The 23,125-nt window shown below is 68.5% G+C and carries 17 protein-coding genes and 3 pseudogenes; 12 read left to right on the top strand and 8 right to left on the bottom strand.

Annotation, left to right across the window (positions count from 1 at the left end):
• Position 1: 1 nt before the first annotated feature.
• The 4 genes and pseudogenes from ACZ4S3_RS36120 to ACZ4S3_RS36105 all read right to left on the bottom strand — a co-directional run bounded on the left by ACZ4S3_RS36120 (position 2) and on the right by ACZ4S3_RS36105 (position 4,297).
• Entirely contained in the window at positions 2–418 is a 417-nt protein-coding gene (locus ACZ4S3_RS36120; protein WP_467942436.1) for a hypothetical protein, read from the bottom strand.
• A gap of 298 nt (positions 419–716) precedes the next feature.
• A pseudogene (locus ACZ4S3_RS36115) lies at positions 717–1,281 on the bottom strand (IS5 family transposase); the annotation flags it as partial.
• Positions 1,282–1,507: 226 nt separating this feature from the next.
• The gene (locus ACZ4S3_RS36110; protein WP_467942432.1) at positions 1,508–2,767 is read right to left on the bottom strand and encodes a hypothetical protein; all 1,260 of its coding nucleotides are present in this window, start codon (positions 2,765–2,767) and stop codon (positions 1,508–1,510) included.
• 1,038 nt (positions 2,768–3,805) lie between these two features.
• Positions 3,806–4,297 (bottom strand): hypothetical protein, encoded by a 492-nt coding sequence (locus tag ACZ4S3_RS36105; RefSeq protein ID WP_467942428.1) that lies wholly within the window; start codon positions 4,295–4,297, stop codon positions 3,806–3,808.
• Positions 4,298–4,308: 11 nt separating this feature from the next.
• Here ACZ4S3_RS36105 and ACZ4S3_RS36100 point away from each other — a divergent pair, with 11 nt between their 5' ends.
• The 7 genes and pseudogenes from ACZ4S3_RS36100 (at position 4,309) to ACZ4S3_RS36070 (ending at position 12,356) form a co-directional block, all read left to right on the top strand.
• Complete coding sequence (locus ACZ4S3_RS36100; RefSeq protein WP_467942425.1) at positions 4,309–4,656, top strand: Imm51 family immunity protein; 348 nt, start codon at positions 4,309–4,311, stop codon at positions 4,654–4,656.
• 355 nt (positions 4,657–5,011) lie between these two features.
• The gene (locus ACZ4S3_RS36095; protein WP_467942423.1) at positions 5,012–5,629 is read left to right on the top strand and encodes a TOPRIM nucleotidyl transferase/hydrolase domain-containing protein; all 618 of its coding nucleotides are present in this window, start codon (positions 5,012–5,014) and stop codon (positions 5,627–5,629) included.
• 130 nt (positions 5,630–5,759) lie between these two features.
• Positions 5,760–6,324, top strand: a pseudogene (locus tag ACZ4S3_RS36090) (VOC family protein); the annotation flags it as partial.
• A gap of 293 nt (positions 6,325–6,617) precedes the next feature.
• On the top strand, positions 6,618–6,818 hold the full coding sequence (locus ACZ4S3_RS36085) for a hypothetical protein (protein ID WP_467942420.1): 201 nt from the start codon (positions 6,618–6,620) through the stop codon (positions 6,816–6,818).
• Positions 6,815–9,163 carry an NACHT domain-containing protein gene (locus ACZ4S3_RS36080; protein WP_467942416.1) on the top strand — a complete coding sequence of 783 codons (2,349 nt, stop codon included), beginning with the start codon at positions 6,815–6,817 and terminating at the stop codon, positions 9,161–9,163. Before ACZ4S3_RS36085 ends, ACZ4S3_RS36080 begins: the two co-directional genes overlap by 4 nt.
• A 1,371-nt stretch (positions 9,164–10,534) precedes the next feature.
• On the top strand, positions 10,535–10,897 hold the full coding sequence (locus ACZ4S3_RS36075) for a hypothetical protein (RefSeq protein WP_467942413.1): 363 nt from the start codon (positions 10,535–10,537) through the stop codon (positions 10,895–10,897).
• 22 nt (positions 10,898–10,919) lie between these two features.
• Entirely contained in the window at positions 10,920–12,356 is a 1,437-nt protein-coding gene (locus tag ACZ4S3_RS36070) for a hypothetical protein (RefSeq protein ID WP_467942411.1), read from the top strand.
• Between the two features lie 1,258 nt (positions 12,357–13,614).
• Here ACZ4S3_RS36070 and ACZ4S3_RS36065 read toward each other — a convergent pair.
• From ACZ4S3_RS36065 to ACZ4S3_RS36055, 3 genes are all read right to left on the bottom strand, one after another.
• A complete protein-coding gene (locus ACZ4S3_RS36065) occupies positions 13,615–14,931 on the bottom strand; it encodes an ISL3 family transposase (protein ID WP_467942407.1) in 1,317 nt (438 codons plus the stop codon).
• A gap of 163 nt (positions 14,932–15,094) precedes the next feature.
• Positions 15,095–15,907: a class I SAM-dependent methyltransferase gene (locus tag ACZ4S3_RS36060; RefSeq protein ID WP_467942658.1), complete on the bottom strand. Its 813-nt coding sequence runs from the start codon at positions 15,905–15,907 to the stop codon at positions 15,095–15,097.
• Positions 15,908–16,464: 557 nt separating this feature from the next.
• A complete protein-coding gene (locus tag ACZ4S3_RS36055) occupies positions 16,465–17,790 on the bottom strand; it encodes an erythromycin esterase family protein (RefSeq protein WP_467942403.1) in 1,326 nt (441 codons plus the stop codon).
• 61 nt (positions 17,791–17,851) lie between these two features.
• On the opposite strand from ACZ4S3_RS36055, the gene ACZ4S3_RS36050 reads away from it, so the two are divergent.
• From ACZ4S3_RS36050 to ACZ4S3_RS36030, 5 genes and pseudogenes are all read left to right on the top strand, one after another.
• Positions 17,852–18,433: a helix-turn-helix domain-containing protein gene (locus ACZ4S3_RS36050; RefSeq protein WP_467942399.1), complete on the top strand. Its 582-nt coding sequence runs from the start codon at positions 17,852–17,854 to the stop codon at positions 18,431–18,433.
• A gap of 80 nt (positions 18,434–18,513) precedes the next feature.
• Positions 18,514–18,831: a hypothetical protein gene (locus ACZ4S3_RS36045; RefSeq protein WP_467942395.1), complete on the top strand. Its 318-nt coding sequence runs from the start codon at positions 18,514–18,516 to the stop codon at positions 18,829–18,831.
• A gap of 214 nt (positions 18,832–19,045) precedes the next feature.
• Positions 19,046–19,414: a hypothetical protein gene (locus tag ACZ4S3_RS36040; protein WP_467942391.1), complete on the top strand. Its 369-nt coding sequence runs from the start codon at positions 19,046–19,048 to the stop codon at positions 19,412–19,414.
• Entirely contained in the window at positions 19,414–20,358 is a 945-nt protein-coding gene (locus ACZ4S3_RS36035; protein ID WP_467942387.1) for a phosphotransferase, read from the top strand. The genes ACZ4S3_RS36040 and ACZ4S3_RS36035 overlap by 1 nt, the downstream gene beginning before the upstream one ends.
• Positions 20,359–21,054: 696 nt before the next feature.
• Positions 21,055–21,566: pseudogene (locus ACZ4S3_RS36030) on the top strand (IS5 family transposase); the annotation flags it as partial.
• Here ACZ4S3_RS36030 and ACZ4S3_RS36025 read toward each other — a convergent pair.
• On the bottom strand, positions 21,563–23,074 hold the full coding sequence (locus ACZ4S3_RS36025; RefSeq protein WP_467942384.1) for a serine hydrolase domain-containing protein: 1,512 nt from the start codon (positions 23,072–23,074) through the stop codon (positions 21,563–21,565). The pseudogene ACZ4S3_RS36030 and the gene ACZ4S3_RS36025 sit on opposite strands and share 4 nt — an antisense overlap.
• Positions 23,075–23,125 lie beyond the last annotated feature (51 nt).

Below are 23,125 nucleotides of genomic sequence, written 5' to 3'. Positions count from 1 at the left end.
TTTAGTCGACGCGCTGGAAGGTCCAGGCTTGGTAGCGGTCGTCGTACTCGGGGGCCAGCGCGACACGGGGCGGGAAGATCCGCAACAGGCTCAGCCCCAGTCGCATGGGGGCGTCCGTCACGCTGATGAAGTAGGTGTTGGGCGCCGCACCGGGCGCGATGCGCCACTCACGGCGCTCGGACAGCACCAGTGCCGGCTCGTGCATGTCCGGGTCGCCATCGAAGCTCACGTACGCGGCCGCATCCTCGGCGCTGATGGTGTGCGTTCCGTTGCCGTTGCTCCGCACCTCCCACTCCTGCTTGCCCCCGGCATCCGGCGGCAGCAGCATCAGGGGGGCTCCGGGCTCGGCCTCCGGCGCGGTGAGGAGCTGCTCATTGGTGAAGGCGATCCGGTATCGCCCGTTGGGCAGTTTTGCCATGTCTGCATCCGCTTCTGTGACGTCCGGTGCCGGCTGGCACCCCCATGAGCGAAGCAGGGCCACATCCCCACCAAAAGGAAAGACGATCTTAAAGGGCTCTAAGGGGTGAATACCTGGCGCGCATGTGGGTGGATGCGGGCATCGGGGTGCCCACGTGCTGCGGCATCGGACCGTTCGGACGTTCATGGTCAGGGAAGACGGCAAAGGCAGCCGGATGGTGCGGGTCAAGCCTGATGCTCCCCGTGTGGCTAAGACCGTGTCCTATGTGGTGAGGCGGATGTATCGCTTGTAGCGGCAGATAGCAGCAGATAGCGGCGGCGAGTCCAAGAAACGCCAGGTAGTTGCGTTGATCGCGTTCGTAGCAGGGGCTGAGTCTGCGGTGGCCCGACAGTCACGACATGGTGCGCTCGATCACCCATCGACGCTGCCCTAACCGTTCGCTGGACTCGATGCCTTTACGGGCGATCCGCACTCCAATCCGCTTACCGCGCAGCCATTTCCGCAGGTCGAGATGGTCATACGCCTTGTCGGCGTGCAGACGCTCGGGCTTGACGTACCGGCCGCGGTGCGGGTCGTGTCTCGTTTGGTGGCCCTCGACCATCGGCTTCAGCCCTTGACTGTCGTGGGTGTTGCCGGCCGAGACGCCGACGACCAGGGGCAGTCCGTGCGCGTCCGACAGGACGTGCATCTTGGAACCCGGCTTGCCCCGGTCGACCGGGCTCGGAGCTGAGAGTTCGCGCCCTTTTTAGCCCTGACATGGGCGGGTCCAGCACCACGCGGGAGACGTCGATCAGACCGGCATCGTCGAGTCGGTGCAGGACAGCTTCATGCGGCCGACCCCACACTCCGGCCCGCGACCAGAGTGCCTTTATCTTGGAAAACCCCCGCCTACTGGTCGAACCGGCCGCATCCCGGCCGGTGTGGTGTGGCCCATGGGTACCGGGCTTGTGAGCGTTCGAGGTGCCCGGCCGGTGGAAGGGGTGCAGGTGTTCGCCGGGAGCGGGGAGGGCGCGAACTGGCCGCTCCCGGCAGGTACCAGGCCCTGCCCCTCCGAGGTGGGGCAGGGCCTTGAGGCACGGCCGTCAGGGGTTACGGAGTGACGTCGGCGATGCAATGTCCGATGAGGTCGATGCCGTCCTTCAAGCGCTTCGTTGTGATGCGGGGCTGCTTGACCCTTCCCGCGTCTACCTCGACGCGGAGGGATACGAGGGCTTCCCGGATCGAGGTGGCCTCATCCACGGTTAGGTCCCAGAAGACGCGGCGCTTGAGTTCGTTGTTCTGGTCCTTCATGTCGGCCGCGAGGATGAGGTCTCCGGTGTCGCCCTGGCCGATGGCGTGGCAGTGAAGCGCGACGGCCAGCGCGAGATCGTGGGCAATGTGAAACGTCGGAACGGTCGACGGGGCGGGGGCGTCGGAGGCGCTGGACGGGGTGGTTGGGCCCTGCTGCTCGTCGCTGATGTCGAGGAGGAAAGTGGAGGCGCTCTCGGGCGGGAGGACGACGGTCTTGGCTTCGCCTGCGGGGACGGCGAGGGTGATCTGCTCGGCGGCGGGAATGACCTTCGTCGGGGTGAGGGCGGCTGGGCTGCTGCTGGACTGGATCGCCTGAGCACTGCCGGCCTTCGGCCACGCCACCGCCGGGTCGGTCCGCTTGAGCGTCAGCTTGTACGTCTTGTCGAGGATCGTCAGCAGGGCGCCGCCGTGTTCGACGCACCATTCCATGAGGGTGCGGGGGCCTTGCAGCGAAGTCCTGGTGTTCCAGGCCAGCACGCCCGCCACCTCGTCGCCGAGCACGGACCAGGGGGCGATGACCTGGTGGCACAGGTGGTTGTATACCTCGGACATGACCTGGCCGATGGCGGGCAGCGCGACAACCGCGGCGTGGTAGGGGCCGGGCTGCATGTTCTTCGCTGCTGCCCTGATGTCCTTGGCAAGGGAGTTGAGGAGGTTGTTCAGGTGCCGGATGGCGTCCTCCCAGTCACCGATGAAGCTGATGTCTTCCGGGCCCTGTTCGCCGTCGTAGAACAGGTCGAGGAGCTCAAGGATCTCGTCGTATTCGGTCAGGCTGCTTTCGAAGATGAACTTCAACGTGCGCAGGGGTTCAGCGGACTTGCCGGCGAGGAGCTCGATGGTGCGGCTCTTGGCGTTGCTTTCCCTGCCTAGGTGCCGCAGGTAGGCGGGGAACGTCTTGTCGACGCGCTTGACGATGGTGTGCATCGACGCGAGAACGGGGCGGAAGGCGCGGACGGCGGTGACGATGACGTACGGGTCGGTGGTTTGGCCCAGGGGCTTGAGTGCGTTCATCAGCGCCGGTATGTGCTGCTCACGCTGGTCGACGGTGTAGACCTGCACGGGGATACTGCCTTTCGAGGTTGGTTGGTTACGGGGTCGGTCAGGTAGCAGCTGGCCCGCCCCGCCTCAACATCTTGTTGAATGGGTACTGCGGTGTCGAACCCTCCGGTAACAAAGCGGTGTGAGTTGCCCGTAGAGCGGGCCCGCCCCATCTGCCTCGGGGCAGGCCCTGCTGCCCGGACGGTCAGAACAGACCGAGCGGCTCCTCTGCCGGCGCTGCCGGTGCCGGGGTGTGTATCTCCGGCACCTCCCAGCCCCACCTTTCACGGAACCAGTCGGCGGCCCACCTGCGATGGCAGTCGAGTTCGGGTTTTCGCAGATCCTCGTAGCAGCAGAGGATGCCGGTCTGGCCGGGGGTACCGGTCGGCGATCTCCTGCAGGGCGCCGAGGATTCGCTGCTCTTCCCGCTCCAGGCGCTTTCGGTACCGGCCAGGCCAAGGGCGTAACCCCGGCATGGCCGTGCCCGCCTTCTTCTCCGGCTGGGCGTTGAGGCGTGCGGCGTCACGATCGGCGTGCCGGACCTGGGTGTAGGGACCGAGGCGGAGCAGGGTGTAGCCGGTGTTGTCCGGCACGCCGGGCCTCGACGTGGACGCCGTAGCGCGCCGGCGCCATGCCGACGTCGGCGGGGAGGTCCAGGCTCGCCGCGGTGTGAGTGAGCATCGCGTAGGGCGGGTTCCAGACTCCGAGGATCGTGTTCGTCTCGCAGCGAAGCCAGCCCTTGCCGGTGTAGCCGGGGTTGTGGCCGTGGAGGTAGGCCGCGGCGTGCGGGGTGTCGGGGTGGACCAGGGCGACGGCGATGAGGTCGGGCCGTGGTCGTCACCGGGCCGGGTGTGTGCGCGCTCAACGAACGGGCCGACCCGCACGGCAATGTCCTGCCAGGGGCCAGGGGCCAGGGGCCAGGGGCCAGGGGCCAGCGGCCAGGGATCCAGGGCTCGGGGGTGCGCAGGGCGGCGAGCATCGCGCGGAAGGCGTTGACGACGGCCTGGTCCTCGGGGGTGAGGGCGCCGGGCGTGTGGCCGCGGCGGCGGAAGAGTCGCTTCATCGGGTGGGCTCCTGTTCGCGGGTGGGGTGGGTCCAGGGGGGCGAGGCCGTCGTCGGCGGTGCGGGGGACCAGATGTCCATCCACTGGCCGCCCAGCTGCGGGCCGAGTTCGGCGGCGCGTAGCTGGACGGTGGCGGAGACGACGGGGTCGGTCGTGAAGCCCGCGACGTAGGCCTTGGGGAGGACCAAGAGATGGCCCCCGGTGCAGCCGCCGCTGCGAGGCACGATCGCGAGGGCATCGGTCCACTCGTGGACGATCGTCCCCGGGGCGTTGCCGTGGGCGATGGCGCTGAACGGGTAGTCGGGCCGCGGGTACTTGCGGGGGACCGGCGGACGGTTGATGTGGTGGTGGGTGACGGCGACGCGGATTCCGTGGGTCGGGAGGTCTGGCCGATCGCGTCGGCAATGGCAGGTGTGCTTTTCCGGACCAAGGCGACGGTCTTGTGGTCGGGCGGGCTCCTCCGTGCTGTCGCGCCGTCGAGGGCGCATATCGTCGCGCCATGAAGACGCAGGATCTGGCGCCGTTTCTGCTCCAAGACATCGAGTTCGATCCCGGTCACAGCCTTCTCCTCACGGAGTGGAGTGAGCTGATGCCGGTGATCGAGGCTGCGGGTCCGGAGGGGAACGGCTATGCCTGGGAAGGCGTCGCGCGACTTCTCGTGGCCCGTCACCTGCCGGATGCGGCGGACCAGCTGGCGTACGCTTCCGAGTCCGGGATGTTCGCCGTGTACTCGTCGAATCTCCAGGTTCTTGAAGCCCTGGGCACCCTCATGCGCGATCTGTATCGATCGCCGGAGCAATTGGGCGCTCTTCTGACCTCGGCCGATCCGGATTTCTTTGACGACTGACCCGTGCGCGCCCGGTGCCCGCTCACGCAGGGCCAGCAGGCGGTGCTGCCGCAGCGTCGTGGCTTCGCCGAGCCCCTGAGCCACAGTACGAAGTCCCGCACCTCCACCGAGATCGCGCGGTACCACTCGACATCGACCACCCGCAGCCACCTTCTCTGCGCCATGCCAAGCCGAACCAGCAGCCGACGTGGCCTGGTGCCCAGTTGTCAGTGGCTCAGGTCGTGTCCCGTCGAGTGGTGTAGCGGATCACATTCCGCTTTGGGGCGGTGCTATCCGGGCCTGAGGACCGTCGCAGTTCCTGAGGCCGTCGAATAATCCCGTGCCGTGCCACCGGTGGACGTGCAGACTCGCCCCCATGGCGGAGATGAGGGCGTTCCAGGATGCGGTCACCAGCTGGGCGACGGGCGGTCCCGACGAGCCGGCGCGGGATCTGGCGGAAAGCCTGGGGGTGCGGACCGCGGTGCTCCTGGAAGGGCTGAGCGATCTCGCGGCCGTTGAGGCGCTGGCCGCCCGGCGGGGCCGGGACCTGGCCGCCGAGGGAGTGTGTGTCGTGCCGATGGGCGGGGCGATGAGCGTCGGCCGCTATGCCGGCCTCCTCGGGCCACCCGGCCTCGGTCTGCGCCTGACAGGACTGTGCGACGAGGGCGAACAGGGCTTCTACGAGCGCGGCCTGACGCGGGCCCAGGCACCGCTCCAGAGCATCTACGTATGCACCGCGGATCTGGAGGATGAACTCATCCGCGCGCTCGGCACGGCAGGAGTCGAGGAGATCCTCCGCACCGAGGGCGACTTCCGCGCCTGGCAGACCTTCCAGCGCCAGCCCGCACAGCACGGCCGGCCCCGGCATCAGCAGGTGCGGCGCTTCCTCGGCACGAAGAAGGGCCGCAAGATCCGCTACGGCCGTCTCCTTGTCGAGGCCCTCCCACCGGACCGGACACCGCCCCCGCTCGACGGCCTCCTCGCGAGCCTGTGAGGTCGTGGACGGACTGCCGTTTCCAGCGTGCTCGACAGCAGACGAGCGTGGGGCATGGATCAGTTGACCGGGTGGCACCGGCTGGGCAGGCTCCAGCACGACCCGCCTGCCCCTACCGGGAGATCTACGGATGACTTCTCACCTGCACGCGCTCTGCTTCGATGCGTACGACCCGCTCCGTCTCGCGCGCTTCTGGGCGGACTTCCTCTGTGGGGAGACATCCGAGGACACCTCCGACGGCATCACGCTGCTGCCCACCGATGACACCGGGTTCCGGCTCCGCTTTCTCCCGGCCCAGGAGCGGAAGACAGGCCAGAACCGCATGCACTTCGATCTGACGAGCACGTCCCCTCGACGATCAGAAGCAGGTGGTGGAGAGGGCGCTCGAACTCGGCGCCCTGCACATCGACATCGGTCAACGCCCGGAGGAGGGGCATGTGGTGCTCGCCGACCCGGAGGGCAATGAGTTCTGTGTCATCGAGCCGGGCAACAGCTTCCTCGCCGAGTGCGGATTCATCGGAGCGCTGGCAGGCGATGGTTCGCAGGAGACCGGGTACTTCTGGAGCCGAGCGCTGGGCTGGCCGTTGGTCTGGGACCGGGACCGGGAAACTGCGATCCGTTCACCGCACGGCGGTCCGAAGGTCACGTGGGGTGGTACACCCCTGATACCGAAGACGGGCAAGGAACGTTTGCACTTGCGAGATGGTTTTCGTGACCCAGGCCATTGCTGGTGAGGATCCGTTTCGGAGATCGACATCAGATGAGCAGACCGCCGAGAGCGAATGACTATCCTGCCGGTTGAGGGGCGACGAACCCACCGCACTTTCCTGCCTGCCGAAGACGCTGTGGCTTCCCGGTGAAAGCCCCTCAGCCACACTGAACTCATGGCCGTCGTGCCGCTGGCGGACCTGTCACCAGCCGCAAACGAGGTGAAACTTTGATGGTTTGCCCGTCCTGGCCTGGGGTTGCACCGGCATCATGTGCTGCCATGGAGCGGCAGTTGGTGGGGGTGGACGAACTGGTCGAGCACTGGACGGTGCTGGACGACGAGCTGGATCTCGTCGCGGGCAAACGCAGCGCGACGCGGTTTCTGTTCTGGTCCCACGTCCGGCCCTACGGCGAAGTGCGCCTGGATCTGGGCTCCCGCCTGGCCATCGGCGCCACCGCACCGGCCGGAATCGGCCCGTGACCGGCCACAACGAGATCAGCGGCGGCGAGTTCCACGGCCCCGTCGTCCAGGCGCACACCATCCACGGCGACGTGGTGGTCAACGGCTCGACGTCCCTCCGCCGCGCCGAGGCTGTCAACGCCTATCTGACAGCTGCTCGACGAGCTGCAACACAACCCCCATACCCCGCTATCCCGGGCGAAGAGGAACATCTCCCCTCGCTGACCGATGTCTACGTACGCCAGCAGGCCCGCACCCAGGTGTCGGACGCCCCGGACTGCCGGGGCCTCGGCGACACCACGCCAACCGAGAGCACCGCGGGCCCCGCAGTGCCCGCCACCGAGGTCTTCCGAACGGACAGCAACATCTGCCTGCTCCTGGCCGGCCCCGGGGGAGGCAAGTCCACCCTGCTGCGCACCCACCTGGCCGGCTCGGCCACCGGCTGGCTGAACAACATCGCGGGGAAGACGATCCCGGTCATGGTGAGCGCGCGCGACCTGACCGGTGCAGACCTGCTTCCTGCGGCACTGGCCAAAGCCGCAGCAGGCGAACTGAGGCGCTTCGGGCTGCTGGACGAGCTGACGGCGGACTTCTTCCGCCACCAGGCGCGCACCGAGGTGCCCTGGCTGGTGCTGGTCGACGGCCTCGACGAGATCCCCGACGCCGGAACCCGCCGCGACGTTCTCCAACTAATGGTCAGCGCAGTGCATGCCGAGCCCGAGCAGTACCGGTTCGTCGTGGCCACCCGCCCCCTGCCCTCAAGGGAACTCGACACGCTGGGCCCGGAGGTGCGGCGCTTCGAACTGGAACCCTTCTCCGCAGACGACCTGCTCATCTACGCCGAACGATGCTTCCGAGACCTGGACGACGCCCACCGCCACGCGCAGGCTTTCCTGACCCTGCTCGACCGCTCCCGTCTGGATATCCTGGCCCGCACCCCCCTGATGGCCTCCATGCTGTGCCGGCTCTACACGAATGACCCCGCACGCTCGCTGCCCGACGGCCGGACCGGCGCCTACCAATCCTTCGTTGAACTCATCTACGAACAGAATGCCGGCAAGCGCATCCTCAACACCCACGACGAGGCAATCCGCCTCCTGAAGGACCGTCACCAGGTCGCCCAGCAGAACCAGGTAGCCGAACGGGCCGCACAACAGGTACGCGATCACCTGCCGGAGCTGATCGACCACTTGGCCTACACATGGCTCAACGGCAGCACCGCCCCCGCCGTCGAAATCCTGTCCTCACACATTCACGTCAACCGCCCAGAGAAAGTGAAGGAGCAACACTGGAATGCCTTCCTAGGCGACCTCCTGCGGAGCACCGGACTGCTGGCCCAACGCAACGACGACTTCGCCTTCCTCCACCAGACCCTCCTCGAATACCACGCGGCCCGCCATGCCACCCGCGACGAGCACGCGCGAACCCACCTCCTCCACGACCTGATCACCTCCTCGAAATTCGGGCACCGCACATTCAGCGATACCGGCTGGGTGCCGCCAGACTTGGCCTCCTCCTACCTCGGCTTCCTCTTGGACGGGCTGCTCGCCCCCCACGACCAGATCACAGACCGGACCACCCAGTACCTCAACGAACTCACAGCACACAGATCAGGGAAGATCTGCTTCTTCCTCTGCACGCAAGTGGAGTTGGGAAGCAACCTCGCTTCCAAACCCACCGCCGCTCGCCTCATCGCGTTCGCCGAGGACTACGCCCTGGCCAGCAATGTGTGCGTCCGGGCGGCCGTGACGCTGGCCGGGCTGGACGGGTACCGGGACAAAGCTGCCGCACTCCTGGCCGACCTCGCCCAGGACACCACCCTGAACGGCGATGACCGCGTGTGGGCGGCTGAGGTGCTGGCGGGGCTGGAGGGGCACCGGGACGAGGCGGCCGGCCTTCTGGCTCGTCTCACCCAGCACACCCCCCCTGGCGACTACGACGAAGTGCAAGACGATGACCGTGTGCGGGCGGCTGAGGTGCTGGCGGGACTGAGGGGGCACCACGAGGACGGTGCCGATGCCCTGGCCCGCCTCGCCCAAGACACCACCCTGCACGATGATGACCGTATGCGGGCGGCCGTGACGCTGGCACGGGTGGAGGGGTACAGGGACGAGGCCGCCGACGTCTTGATACGCCTCACCCAGGACAGCACCCGGCCCTACTTCCTGCGTGTGCGGGCGGCTGAGGCGCTGGCTGGACTGGAGGGGCACCACGAGGACGCCGCCGGCGTCCTGGCCCGCCTGGCTCCGGATACCCACCCTGAACGGCGATATCCGCGTGCGGTCGGCCGAGGCGCTGACCCAGGTGGGGGATCGGCCGAGATACGGCCGGAAGGGAAAGCAGGGTTTCTTGACGGCTGTTCGTAAGGTTCCTGATCGAAGACCACCAGGAGACGCCCTTCCTGCGCTTCGTCGCCAAGCGTCCGGACAGTCCCGGTGGCCAGTGGATCTTCCACGGCGAGGAGGCAGCCGGCAATGTGCCCGGAGTCTGCATTCCGAACGGCGCCGCACAGAATCTCACCCCCGAACAGCTCGCCGCGCTGGTGTACATGTGGGCCAAGCAAGCGGAGCTGGAGCGCCCGGACCCTGAGGCGTACGGGGCGTCCGACGGGTCGGCGGCGCCGAGCGTGCGAGGGAGCTGTTCGCCGCAGTCGATGCGTCAGGCTGGGTGGACAAGCGTGGCTGCGATGCCTGTCCGGCAGCGCACCTGTGCACCGGATCCGGTGAGGAGACCTGAGGGCCCTCCCTGACTGTCGCCTGCCGAGCAACGGACGCCCGCCGCGCCGAGGCGCCCGGAGGTGAGAGCGGAATGAGTGGCATGGTCCTTTTGCCGGCGAGCGCTGAGGATTTCTGTACCGGCGTCGTTCGCTGCCCCCTGGACCGCTGACGGCATTCGTCGTCGGCGCACTGCGGTCGACCTGGCGAGCAGGAGCCGCCGACACGGGCAGCTACCTCACTGTTGACCGTCGGGGTTCACTCTCGCAGGGAGGGAGCTCAGAGACGTTCCGCGCCAGTCTGCTCGTCATAACCGAACCTCGGTCACTACGGTGCGCCGCAACTGATGCGCTCGGTGACCGGCGCCGGGCGGTGGAGTGTTTTGATCGTCCGACATGCCGCCCCGCGGTCCAGGGCGATGCCGTGCTTATGGAGTTGGTCTACCAGCCTGGTGGCGATGGCGTTAATGCTTCGCCGGTCGCTCGAGGTAACCCGCAGCGCATAGAGCATCTCGAGGGCGGCTGTCTTCGTCGCGCACGCCTTCAGCTTTCGCGTACGCCTTCAGCTTTGCGGTCGGCTCCCCGCAAGGCCCGGTCTCCGGGTCCAGGCGCCGCAGCTCACCGCCGATCTCTTGTGGGTTCACGCCCGTCCGTGCAGCCTGCGCAAGCATCTCCCGGAAGTGCATGTCGGCCTCCGCGCGGGCTGCGTCAGCGAGCCGTGCAGCCTCATCCGCGGCCAGGAGGGCATCCACGCTCGCGCGCAGCGCTCGGAGTGAGGAGGCAGAAGCAGTCACGCTCGTGGAAACGAGAACCGGCTGCCTCGGTCGCAAAAAACGCAGGCCCGAGCCTGGGGCTGGCTCGTTCGGAGGGACCTGCCGGCTCTGAGGCTGATCACTCCTTCGGCGCTTACGGGTGTGGGAGGCCGTCCTGAAGGGTTGGGCTGTCAAGGCGCAGCCGCATGCACCTTCGAAGTACGCGTCCCTCGCGTCCGTGGCCCATGCGCGCGCCGATAGGAGCGGCCGCTATGGCAGGACAGTGGGATGCACTCGACGAGATTTTCGCTGAGGCGCTCAGCGAAAAAACGCAGATCCAGCAGCCGGCGGCGCGGTTGCGGATGAACCAGAGCGTGAACCTGTTCACGCCGGTGATCCTCAATGCGTGTTTCAAGAAGACCGTGGGCAAGCCGCTTACGGACCTGGAGCAGGTCGTGGTCGGCTCCCTGGTCGAGCACGGCTACGAAGACGGTGAGATCGAGGCGTTCGGCAACTCCTACGCCAAGCTCAGCGACGTGGATCGCGCGAATCTGTTCCCCCCTGCCGGGGCGGCTGGCTCCTGGTGCGGATTTCACTACGCAGCACTTCCTCGACGCGCTTCCACACCTTGCTGACGCCGCACGGAAGCTGCCCAACGTGGTCGTGGTCACGGCCGATCAGGCTCCGGGCCGCGAGGGCAAGAACCTGGCCGAGGCGCAGGCTGTCCGTCAGTACGGCTGGCACACGGTCTTGCACCAATGGCCACGCGAAAAGGACGGCTCAGCTCCGCAGCCGGGGGAACGACCTGAACCGGCCAAAGCGTCCAAGAACCACTACGCGATCTTCGCTGCGAGTCAGAAGTGCATCGATGCGACCCACGGTGAGGCCGGCACCGACGAGGTGTACTGGATCTTCGACTCCGCCGACGCCGAAGAGAGCATCCACCGCGTCACCAACACCTACGAAGACTTCGATGACGGGGTCGAACATGGCTTCCACCCATGGGACCGGGTGATCTGGGCCGGACCGGTGACCGGCAAGGTCGCGTTCGGCATCCAGGCGTGGGAAGAGGACTTCGGCAAGGGTGACGTCGAGCGCCGTGCGGCCGAGGCGCTGGGCGCGATCAGCGAGTACCTGATGAAGGCCGCCAGCAACATGCCGGAGGACGACAAGTACCGCGACTATGTGTCCCTGGCCGGTGCGCTTGTCGGCCTGGTGGGGCTGTGGGTGGAGGGACGTCAGGACGACTACATCGGCGCGATCTTCTCCACGTGGACCGAGGCTGAACTGGCTGAATACGCCGATAGCTATCAAGGTCTCTACAGGTACCGGACCGACCGCGGCAAGACACAAAGCCCCCACTTCGGTATTTACGACCTGACGGTGCAGGTGCGCCGTGTGGTGCCGGTCAGGACCATCGAATACAAGGACAGTTCCCGGGCCTACTTCACCTACGCACGGCAGATCATGCGGGTCGACGAATCGAACAACGTCCATGGCGAGGGCGGAATCGGCGGGGTCGAGGGAGCCACCTGGCCCGCACTCAGGGGGACACACTTCAACGGGGGTCTTGAAGGCTCATATCGCGACGGCGACGTCGTCCACCTGTTCAAAGGCAACCTGACGCTCAAGTACGACGCGCCGAACGACACACTGCTCAGCAGCGGCGACGGCGTCCCGATCACCGACCACATCCCCCAGCTGACCGGCACCCCCGCAGCCGACGGTGTGGATGCCGTGCTCCGCTACAACGCCATGGCCGACTACAACGGCGTGGCCTTCTTCTTCCGTGGCAACGCCGTCGCCGTCTGGGACACAGACAGTGAAGACAACGTCGGCTCCTTCACACCCTTCACCGACCACTCCATGTTCCGGGCACTCGCCGGAACACCCTTCGCCGACCGCATCGACGGAGTCGTGCCCAGCGCGCAACTCTCGGGCGACACGTACTGGTTGTTCAGCGGCGGGTGGTGCGGCTGCTACGAGGTCACCCTGGACGAGGACGGCAACACCCAGGGCCGGCTCTTCGGCGTGAGACCCTACCTGCGCAATGGAGGCTGGCGCGCCCTGAGCAGCTTGTCCATGTTCGGGTGAACGGGTTACCAGGCCGGCTGTGCCAGGCAGCGCGGCCTCACCCGGCTCGTGGCCGGCCTCAAGGCCGTGTAGGACCCACGATGGGGTCATCCCCGCGGGTGTGGGGACGGTCCCTGGGGTTTCGACGAGTTCCCCGAGCGCGTGCTCAAAATCCCGCGGCAACGGGCACCACCACTCGACATCACACCCCAGCAGCGCCAGGTAGCGGCGGTCCGTTACGGCTGCAAGATCTGGGAGACCGGCCCCTGCGCAGTCTGTGCAGCGTCTATCCACCGCTACGACCCCGGCCCCGGCCCCGGCTCCGCTCACGCCTGCGCACCCTGCCGCGCGAGGATCAGCCGCTGAAGCGCCCGCCGCGCGGAGGCAGGAGCGAGCTCGCGCGTCGGAACTCCCAAGCGTGGGATGGGCCTTGCTCTCTCCCGCCTCGGGTTGGTCCCGGGGTGGGAGGAGCTGCTCAGTGGCGGCTTGCGTGTATCCGGGGCAGGGCGCGGGCAGCGGGCAGCAGCCGGTGACGCTGTCCGGCGGGCAGGGACAGGGCCACGCAGGTGGCCCGTCCGGGGATGCCGAGCGGAAAAGCTGCGCACACTTCCAGGTGGGAGTACTCCAGCAGATCGAACTGGGCGGCCTGGGGACCGTGCCCGTCGAGGGCGTCGACATTGGTCGACGGCGAGATTGCGGGCTGTCTGCCGCAGATACGTCATCACGTTCGTCTCCGGCGCCAAATCCCCGGCAGCCGCCCTCACCCCGACCCGCAGGAAGGCCTCCTGCGCAACGTCCTGACACGAAGCCAGCGACAGCGCCCCAAACGCCCGCCGCAGCGCGTACGGCTCCGCTTCCATGAAGGCCGGGTAGCAGTCCAGCAGCCGCTGCGCCACGTCCCCGCCCAGCGCCACCGCCTCTCCGGACAGGCCATTGCCTACCACGGGCCCGACTCCCCACCTGCCGTCGCGCCGCTTGTGGCGGGAGTGGCGGTGACCGCGACGCGCACCGCTACCGGTACCTCCGCAGTGACATCCACCCGCATGACCACGCAGTCTGCGGGTCCTCGGCCGCGTTGGACAGGCGGATCTTCCCTCGGCCTTCTCGGGGACCGACGCGGGCCAGGCCAGGCGCTGCTGGGCAGAGAGGGAAGGCCGGCCGCCGGGGTACCAGGGCTCTCGTTCGCGGCCGGACGCCTGCGCGGTGCAGATGAATGTCGGCGCCAACCTGCGTCAGGTGGCCGGTGGCCGTCCATAAATACAGATACGTTATTGACATGTCATATGAAAATCAGCCTGATTGGAACGCGCCCAACCCCCACGCCCAGCACGCCAGTCCGCCGTACCCGCCAGGCGCCTACCCGCCACCAGGCCCCTACCAGCCCTATCCCACCGGACAGCTGCCCATGCCGGGATCGGTGCGTGCCGCCCGCGTGTTGGCGTACGTGGCCGCGGGGCTCGCCGTGCTCGGAACGGTGGTCGCCGGCGTGGTAGCGGGCCCCGAGGCCGCGGGTGCTGCGCTGGGCTCTGCGATACCGGTCATCGGGGTCACTATCTGCGCGCTGTGCTTTGCCGGCTCCGGTTCGGGCGCGAAGATCACCGCGATCGTCTTTGCATCGTTCATGATCCTTTTCGGCCTCGGCACCATGGGGCGTGGCATCCCAGTGGGGATCGTCCACCTGGGCCTGGGCATCGCCATCGTGGCTACGCTCTCCCAGCGTCAGTCCGGCGACTGGTTCCGCCGCCCACGGCCCTGACGATGAGAATGCGCCTCGCACTCCGCGGTGATCCTCGGCGCGATCCAGTACGACAGCCCCGGGCACGATGACCACTCCAACCGGAGCCTGAACGCCGAGTAGATGCCATCGGTCGGCGACCTGGAGGGCCTGCGGGGCGCCGCGGGTGGCACCTTCGGCGAAGAAGGGCGCCCGGTCACGGCAGGCGATCTCGATGCCGGGCCGCTCGGCGAGCCAGACCGCGAGCGTGTCCGCCTCCCGATCGGGAAGGAGGTCGACCGGGCGACGTGTCTCGACGTCGACGAGCACGGTTCCGTAGACGTCGACGAGCACGGTTCCGTAGACACGGCCCTTGCGCTGGGCGTACTCGTCCACGCCGACCACGCGGGGTACTGCGGTGGCGGGGTCCGGAAGCGAGGCGATCAGCCTCAACAGGGTGTTCCGGCTGACCGGAACCTTGAAGGCGTCCGTCATCCGGGCGCCGGCCCGGCCCGCGAGCGCAAGACCGACCGACACCAGCGTCGACCGCAGCCACTCGGTCCGTCGCCCGAACCTGCGGGTGAGACCGGGTACTTGCTCGGCGACGGTCATGCGCTCGCAGGATTCCTCCTCGTAGACGAACCTCCGCAGCCGCAACGACACCACCACGAACTTGCCCGCCGTCGGCAGATCACGAGGAAATCGCAGGTAGCAGCCGTGTATTCGCCCCGACCAGCACCCGCACCCCGGACACGCCGCCCGCCCTGCGGTCGTACGGGCCTCGACCCGGACGACCGTGTCGATCACCTCGACCGATTCCACCAACACGCCCTCGACCGAGGAAAACAGCAGCTCGTTCAACTGCGGCAGCACTTCGTTCACGGCGAAGGACTGTCGACCACACCACCATCCAGCCAGGCGATTTTCGGGCGAACTTTAGTGGTCGTAGGCGGTCAGTGCGCGCATGACTGGCTGGCCGCACATGAACCTGGCTCCACTCATCAGGCCCCCTTGGAATCGATCATCCAGGGAACCGGGAGGCGCTCTACCGGCGGACCGCCGAGATCAGTCCGCCGGGCCGCTCCTCACGCTGCGGCGGGGTGCTGATCGGGCGGCCGTAGGCGGCAGCGCGCTCGCGCAGGGTGTGGCTGTCGGCCTCCCAGCCGTGCCCGACCAGCCAGCCCACCGGGTCGTCGGGCATCTCCGAGACCCACATGGACGCCGCCGACCCCGGCGCGGCGTCCGCGCCGAAGCGCTCGATCACGCCGCGCGAGCCCAATGTCAGCCCCATCCGACTGCCTGCCGCCGACTGCGCGCTGATCCGGGCCAGCAGTAGCTCCACCGCGTCCTCGGGCAGATAGATCAGTAGTCCTTCGGCGATCCACACGGTCGGCACGGCAGGGTCGTGCCCTGCGGCGGCCAGCGCGGATGGCCAGTCCTCACGCAGATCCACCGCGACGGTGATCCGCTCGCAGCGTGCGACGGCCCGCTCCTGGCGCAGCACCGAAGCCTTGAAGTCCAGTGGCGCGGCGGTGTCGACCTCGAACAGCCGGGTGCCCTCGGGCCAGTCCATCCGGAAGGCCCGGCTGTCCATGCCGGCGCCGAGCAGCACGACCTGCCGGACCCCGGACGCGGAGGCCTGCTGCAACAGGTCGTCGAGGAACTTCGTCCTGATGACGATGGAGAACGACACGGCCAGCCGGCGGCGTCGCGCGGTCTCGTCATCGGGCGGCGGCGAGGAGGGCCACAGGCCGCCGGCGGTGGCGAAGGCCTGTGCCAGCGGGTCGCGGAACAGCGCGTTCTCCCGCTCGGTCTCCAGCGCCCGCACCCTGGCCACCCCCACCGCCGTGGCCCACACTCCCGACGGCTGCACCCGCTCCTGCTCATCAGTCACCGCGCCAGCCTAGATGATCGATTCCAAGGGGCCTGATGAGGGGAGCCAGGTTCATGTGCGGCTAGCCAGTCATGCGCGCACTGACCGCCTACGACCACTAAAACCACCATTAGGCGAAGATCAACAGTCACCCTGTGTACGCGACCCCACGAAGTGGACCAGAGCCCGAGAATGGGCAGCACTTCGACACCGGTAGGGGAACTCGTTGCCGTCGTGGGTACGCAGCGTCTTTGGTGCGTGACTTGTGTTCGTCGGGGGCACCGGTCGATTGTGGCGGATCCGCCACCATCGTCGAGCCTGTGACCTGCGCGTTTACCTGCTCCGCAGTGTGCCGCGCGGATTCACGCTGTTTCTCCTTCGCTTCTTCTGCGAGGGACTTCTCGTATTCCAGTGCCAGGAGGGCGCCGAGCCGGGATCAGCGACCTGAGTCCTTCCCGCCGACCGCTTCACGGCCCGTCCGCCGTCCCGGTGGCCGGGCCGCCAGAAGCGCGTCGGTTATGTCGGCCCCGCTGGAGCAGGGCTCATCGCGGCTTCCAATGGGAGAATGCTTTCTGTACGTCGTGAGGCGAGTTGGCGAGGGCAGTGTCGTCGGGTTCGGCTGCGGTGACGTGGGGGAGGTGGACTATGACGTCATAGGCGTCCAGGGGGCTCACATCGCAGTAGAGAGTGCCGAGACGCTGCTGGGAGACGGCCCGAACGGCCTCGGTGTCGGCCGGTGGCAGCCGCCGCAGGTCGGTGGCGAAGGGTCCGTCACCGCTGGCGGCCATGAGCGCGTCGAGACTGCCGGGCCGGGGTGGCTCCAGGTCGGCAAAAAGCTTGCCGGCGTAGAAGTCGGCTCCGGTGTTGAGGGTCTGGCCGCTGCCGTTGGTGATGCCGATGACCAGGTAGTCCTCGCCGATCCGGTCAGCAAGGTGCATGCCCATCGTCGCCGCCGAAGACATGCCGGGCCACAGGGCCGGCCAGCGCTGGATGTGGCCGTTATGGGCGGCCAGAACGATCCGGTCCTCCCGGTGCAGGATCCATTCGACGGTGTCCGCGATCGCGGCGTCGCGGTTGAAGAACACACTGTCCCGGTCGCCACGAGCCATCGCGCGGGCATTCGCATCGATGGCGACGGTCAGGTGCAGCGAGCGCAGCGCGCGCTCGTAGGTGTCGGCAGTCGTACGCTGCCGGTAGTCCAGGCGTCGCCCCTCCATCCGCGCGGTGAGGTCGGCCAGTCCTGCTGTCAACGCATTCCGTTGCTCGGGCGCGAGCTGTCCGTAGGCGGCGACGGCCTGGGAGAGGGAGAATGCGGACGGCGCCGCGAAGGCCGAGGCCGTCTCCCGAATCCTCGGATCCATCTCGAACTCAGGATCCGCGTGTGCGAGGTAGGCGATGACGGCGTCCAGGCCGGGTAGCAGGGAGACGTTCGAGCCGGACAGGTCGATGCCGTAGAAGCCAACCGGCCCGGCGGAATCGAGATTGTGCTGCCGCATCCACTCCAGATGGGCCCGCATCTCGGTCCACAGTCCCATCAGCGAGGTCATGCCGTTCGCCATGACGTTGCCGGGCCGGCCCTGCCCGCCGCGGATCCATTCGTCGGTCAGTCTTCCCTCGACGAATCCGGACTCCATCGCGTAGGCGCCGAACCCATGCCGCTCGACCAGGTACCGCATCAGGCGGTGGCGCAGCTGGTAGGACTCGCGGTTGTAGTGCGCGTTCTCGCCGATCGCCACCACCCTCGCGTCGCCGATCGCCTCATCCAGCCATGTCAGATCCTCCTGCGGCCCGTCCGGGGCCAGCGTGCGCAGCGGCCGTAACGCCTCGGTGCTCAGCCGAGCCGCAGCCGGCGAGTTGTTCGTGGTCACTTCCCCACCCCTTCATTGTTCCCAACTTTGGGAACGTTACCAGGTATGGGAACATTTCGAGGTGGACACTCTCGACTTGCTGCTGCACCCAGTGCGGCTGCGCATCACCTACGCCATGTCCGGTGAGCGGACGCGCACCACCGCCGAGTTGTGTGCGGCGCTGCCCGAGGTCCCCAAGACCACCGTGTACCGGCACGTCGGCCTGCTGGCCGAGGGGGGAGTGCTGGAGGTGGTGGACGAGCAGCGGGTGCGCGGTGCGGTGGAGCGGCGTTACCGACTGCGCCGAGACCGGATGGTGATCGGCCCCGAGGCGGGAGCGTCGATGTCCCTGGACGACCACCGCCGTGGTTTCGCTGCCGCCATGGCCGCCCTGCTCGCCGAGTTCAACACCTACCTCGACCGGTCAGGAGCCGACCCGTTCGCCGACTCTGTGGGCTACCGGCAGGGCACCCTCTGGCTCAGCCCCGACGAACTCGCCGAGATGATCAGCGAGTTGCGTCAATCCTTCACGTCACGCGCGGGCAACGGGCCCGCGCCGGGCCGCAACCCCCACCTGGTGAGTTCAATCTTCTTCCCGACTGAGGAACCACCGCGACACGACGACCCCCCGACGGCCACCAGCAGTGAAACCGACAGGCAGTGACGCCGCAACAGACCTACCCCTGCAGCGTCAGCTGCTTCAGGGCGACAACTCGGCACTCCACTGCCAGTCATGCGCCCGCGGTGCGCGCGGTCGTCCGCCAGGCCGTCCGCCAGGCCATCCGCGACGTGCGCACCGCCCCGCCCCCACCGCCCGACGATCCGCCGGCGGATCCCGCACTCGCCGCGCTGCACCGCGTCGTCGACGACCTCGCCGCCAGCACACACGCGATTGGCCGGCTGATGCTCGAAGTCGCGCCGGCTTACTTATCCGACACCGACGCTGCCGACGTCCTCGCGCCGCTGTGCGACGCGATCGGAGAGGAACTCGAGACCGGCCTCGCGGCCCGCCGCTACGCCCTCTCCGGAGACCGCCGCCCCCTGCACGGCACCGTCCTGTGACCGCTGTTACCCGGCTGCTGCTGTGAGCCGCACAGCCTGTTTTCCCAGGAGAGCGAGCTGCGCTGTGAGGCTGTCAGGTGTGCGGCGAGGGCCTGCGGCGGCGGCCTGGCTGTCCTGTGCCATCGCATCTTGACCGTGTGCCAACAGCCCGTCATGACCATCACGCAGAACGCCGCCGCACATGTGGCCGCCTAAGGTGCGCCGGTGGGGCGGGATGCAGCCGCGCTACGCGTTGCACGGCCGCATCCCTCATGACGAGCCCGTGCTGCGGCGGCTGTTCGAGGCGCACCGCGTCACTCCGCAGCTGCAGCGGCTGTTCACCGAGTGGTACCTGCCGCTGTGCGCCTGGCGCGAGCGCGCCGCCATCACCCCGGCCCGGCTCCCGTCGCTGCTGAAGTTCCTGCGCCGGGTTGATCTCGCCCGGCCCGCGATACCCGCGGACGAGGTGCTGGCCGAGCTGCGGAGCGGTGTCGAGGCCTGCGACCGGCGGTGGGTCATGGACGCCCGCACCGTGGCCCACGTCCTCGCTCACCGCGCGGCCACACATGGTTCCGGACCGGAACCCTCGAAAGGAGAGAGCTGATGGACACCCCTCGCTGGCACTTCGTGAAGAAGCGCACCGCCGATCCCGGCGGCGCGGTGTACGTCGCCGAAGACGGCACCCGCTACCGGCGTACCGGCGGAGAGGCCCTCGCCTCGGAAGCCGCCTACCAACGGCAGCTCGCCGAGCTCGGATACCCGGTCCCGCGCGTCCTGGAGGACGGCACCACCGACGACGGCCACGTCTTCGTCGTGGAGGAGTCGCTGGGCGAGCGGTCGCTGCACGACATGGCCCTGGAAAGCCTGGACGGCACGCGGACCCTGTCCGACACGGTGGTCGATCTGGCCGCCGAGGTCGGAGGCCGGCTGCTGCGGGCCCAGGCCACACACGCGGTGACCTCCGCTCCGCAGGCCCTGCGCGCGTGGGTGCGGGAGGCCGGGTGGACGGACAACGTCTTCGCCGAGAACCCCGACCTCGACAACCCCCAAGTGCGGGCGGCCCTGGACCAGGCGGTGGCCCAGCTCGCCGGCGTTCCGATGGTGCGCGGACATCTCGACTACGGCCTGCCCAACGTCCTCCCGGTCGGCGTCATCGACTGGCAGCACCACGGCCTGGTGCCACTCGGCTACGACACCACCCTGGCCCTGGAGATCATCCCGTTCAAGGGCGGCACCAAGGGCTACCTGGCCAGTCCAGAGCAGCGGCGCCGGTACCTGGAGACGCTGAACCAAGCGGCCCGCGCCACCACTGGGCAGTCCCTCAGCCAGCATCTGGGCCATTACCTCCTGGTCAAGGCGCTGTTCTTCCTCGCGCTGATGCGGCCCACCGACCCCGCGCGCACCGACAAGCACCTCACGTGGCAATACCGGCGGCACCTCGTCCTGGAAGGATTGGAGCAGTATGAGCGCACCGGAGCAGTCGACACCGCCCGCTTCCTTGCCCTCGATGACTTCGCCGCTCGGCACGGCGCTCCCGGCCATCCGTGACCGCGACTACCTCCTCGACCGCTCCGGCGTCATCTTCAAGGTGATCGGCGATGCCCCACCCGGGCACACACTGGTTGGGGCATGTGAAGTATTACCCCGACTCGCGTGGCGACCGGAGCCTGTTCGGCCGGACGTACCGGCAGAACACGGTCGTGTCCAAGGCGTTCGGCATTGGCCGACCGGCCCGAGTCCTACGTCTACTCGCCCGCCGTCGGCTGCGTCATCACCGGCGTGCCCCACGAGGACGTCGTCACCCACTACTCCTGCCGCCGCCCCCTGGCCGCCCTGCACCAGTCCCCGGAGCTGCTGGACGGCTCACCGGTCAGCAAAGACCTGGCTGCCATCGTCACCTGGGTCGTGGATGCCGGCGCCGCGGATGTCATCGGCGTCACCGGCTCGTTCCTCGTCGGGGCGTGCAACGCCCGCTCCGACATCGACCTGGTCTGCTACGGACCCCGCGGGTACGAGACCGCCCAGGCGCTGTGCGCCGAGCGGTCGTTGATCCAGCCCTACGAGGGCGATGCCCAGACTCGGCTGTACATCCGGCGGGCGAAGTACATGACAGGCAGCTCGTTCGATGCGCTGATGCGCCAGGAGGCGCGCAAGCTGCAGGGGCTGACCACTGGGGCCGGCGCTCACATCAACTGCGAGCCCTTGCGTGCCGACGGCGACCGGACTCTCGCCGGGGTGGTCGCCCAGGCGATCGGCTCGGCCAGCGGGCTGACCACGAAGGTCCACCTCGCCGTGGATGGCCGGGGCCTGACGCTGTCGATCGTGCTCACACCCGGCAACACCAATGACGCCACCGCGTTCGGCCAGGTCCTCGACGGGATCCGCGTCCCGCGTGCCGCCAGCGGCCGGCCCCGCACCACGCCGAACCGGGTCCTGGGCGACAAGGCCTACTCCAGCCGGGAGATCCGCCGACTGCTGCGGCGCCGGGGCATCGCCACCACGATCCCCGAGCGCCGTGACCAGGTCGCCAACCGCAAGCGGCGCGGCACCCGCGGCGGCCGACCGCCTGCCTTCGACCAGGTCGTCCACCGCGACCGGAACGTGGTTGAGCGATGCTCGCCCGTCTGAAGCAGTTCCGCGCGATCGCCACCCGGTTCGACAAACTCGCCGTCGGCTACCGCGCCGGATCGTACTGGCCTCCCTGATCCTCTGGCTCCGCGAACCCGCCAGATGATCATGTGTCAGACAGGTCCTAGGCGGACTTGGCCGTCGCCCGGACGCCGAAGTGGACGTACCGGCTGCCGTCGGCGAGGGCGTAGAACACCACGGGTATCCAGGCGTCCTTCTCGTTGCGGCGGCCGGCGAACACCGTCTTCGCCGGCGTGTGCGAGACCGGGGTCAGGTGCCAGACCAGCGGGTCGAAGGTGCCCGCCAGGCCTTCCGCGCCCTCGTACCTCAGCCGCAGCGTGCCCGGGCCGCCGTCGCCGTCGGTGATGGTCATGAGGAAGCCCTCGCGCTTGTAGCTGCCGAGGAACGGCTCCGTCTCCACGGCCAGGGGTTCGGTGGCCGGCGCGAACCCGGGCATGGTGACCCCGGCGAGTTCGGCGCAGAGCTCGCGGCAGAGCGCCTCGAAGACCTTGGGCGCGGCGCCGCCGCCGTTGGTCAGCAGGGCGATGGCGAGGCCCTTCTCCGGGATGGCGCGCAGGTATGCGAGCTGGCCGAAGGTGCTGCCGTCGTGGCCGAATCCGCGTGCGCCATCCCACTCGAACAGGCCCCAGCCCAGGCCCCAGTGGGCGCCGAGGAACCACTGGTCGGGCATCTCGACCTCGCGGGTCAGCATCGCGTCGACCACGGCGGCCGGCAGCACCCGGGTGCCGTCCGGCGCGGCGCCGCCGTCCACGAAGGCTCGGGCGAACCGGGCCACGTCGGCGGCGGTCGCGCTGATCCCGCCGTACGGGCCGGCCGACCGCGGCATCATGTTCCAGAGCGGGGTGGGGACGGGGGTCTCGCCCGGCTCGCCCATGTGCCCCATGGCGGCGCGGAATCGCAGCACCTCCTCGGGCAGGGTCATGGTGTGACCCAGCCCGAGCGGGGCGAGGAGCAGCTCCTTGAGCGCCTCGTCCCAGGTCTGGCCGGTGACCACCTCGACGATCCGGCCGAGGACGTTGTAGGCGGTGCTGGAGTACGACATGGTGACGCCGGGCGGGTTGGTCAGGCCGACGGTCCGCGCGCCCTCGATGTAGCGGGCCAGGCAGTCGTCGCCCCGGCCGGTGTCGTTGACGTAGTCGCCCTCGATGCCGCTGGTGTGGTTGAGCAGTTGGCGCGGCGTGATCGTCCGGGTGGCCCCGGCGTCGGCGACCGCGAAGTCCGGCAGGACGTCAGCGACCGGCGCGTCGAGGTCCAGCTTCCCGGCGTCGGCGAGCAGGACCACCATGGCGGCGGTGTAGCCCTTGCTGACGGAGCCGATCTGGAACACGGAGTCCGGGGTCACCGTGACGCCGGTGCCGGTGTGCAGGACGCCGGCGGCCAGTTCGTGGATCTCGCCGTCGGCGAGCACGGCCAGGGCGGCGCCGGGGATGTGGTGGGCGGCGAGGAGCTCGCCGAGCCGGGCCTGCCAGCGGGCGGTGTCGAACGCCGGGGCGCCGTCGCTCACGCCCAGCGCACGGTTGACCGTACGGGCCACGTCGCGGTCGGTCTGTTCCAGGATCTTGGCCACCTCCTGGTCGACGAGCTTCGACACTTCCCAGTGCAGGTTTTCCGACATGCTGTCTCCCTCGTGGTCACGGTGGAATGGCGCGGGTGGGGTGGGGGCGGG

It is taken from the genome of Streptomyces sp. NPDC028368 (assembly GCF_055565615.1).
Note: the sequence above shows the minus strand (reverse complement) of the source record. Positions and strands in the feature narration are given on the sequence as shown.

Bases quoted from the DNA above. Each gene is read 5' to 3' on its own strand.
- ACZ4S3_RS36120 (WP_467942436.1), bottom strand. From the start codon at position 418: ATGGCAAAACTGCCCAACGGGCGATACCGGATCGCCTTCACCAATGAG.
- ACZ4S3_RS36105 (WP_467942428.1), bottom strand. From the start codon at position 4,297: ATGCGCCCTCGACGGCGCGACAGCACGGAGGAGCCCGCCCGACCACAA.
- ACZ4S3_RS36100 (WP_467942425.1), top strand. From the start codon at position 4,309: ATGAAGACGCAGGATCTGGCGCCGTTTCTGCTCCAAGACATCGAGTTC.
- ACZ4S3_RS36095 (WP_467942423.1), top strand. From the start codon at position 5,012: ATGGCGGAGATGAGGGCGTTCCAGGATGCGGTCACCAGCTGGGCGACG.
- ACZ4S3_RS36085 (WP_467942420.1), top strand. From the start codon at position 6,618: ATGGAGCGGCAGTTGGTGGGGGTGGACGAACTGGTCGAGCACTGGACG.
- ACZ4S3_RS36075 (WP_467942413.1), top strand. From the start codon at position 10,535: ATGGCAGGACAGTGGGATGCACTCGACGAGATTTTCGCTGAGGCGCTC.
- ACZ4S3_RS36040 (WP_467942391.1), top strand. From the start codon at position 19,046: ATGCAGCCGCGCTACGCGTTGCACGGCCGCATCCCTCATGACGAGCCC.
- ACZ4S3_RS36035 (WP_467942387.1), top strand. From the start codon at position 19,414: ATGGACACCCCTCGCTGGCACTTCGTGAAGAAGCGCACCGCCGATCCC.
- ACZ4S3_RS36025 (WP_467942384.1), bottom strand. From the start codon at position 23,074: ATGTCGGAAAACCTGCACTGGGAAGTGTCGAAGCTCGTCGACCAGGAG.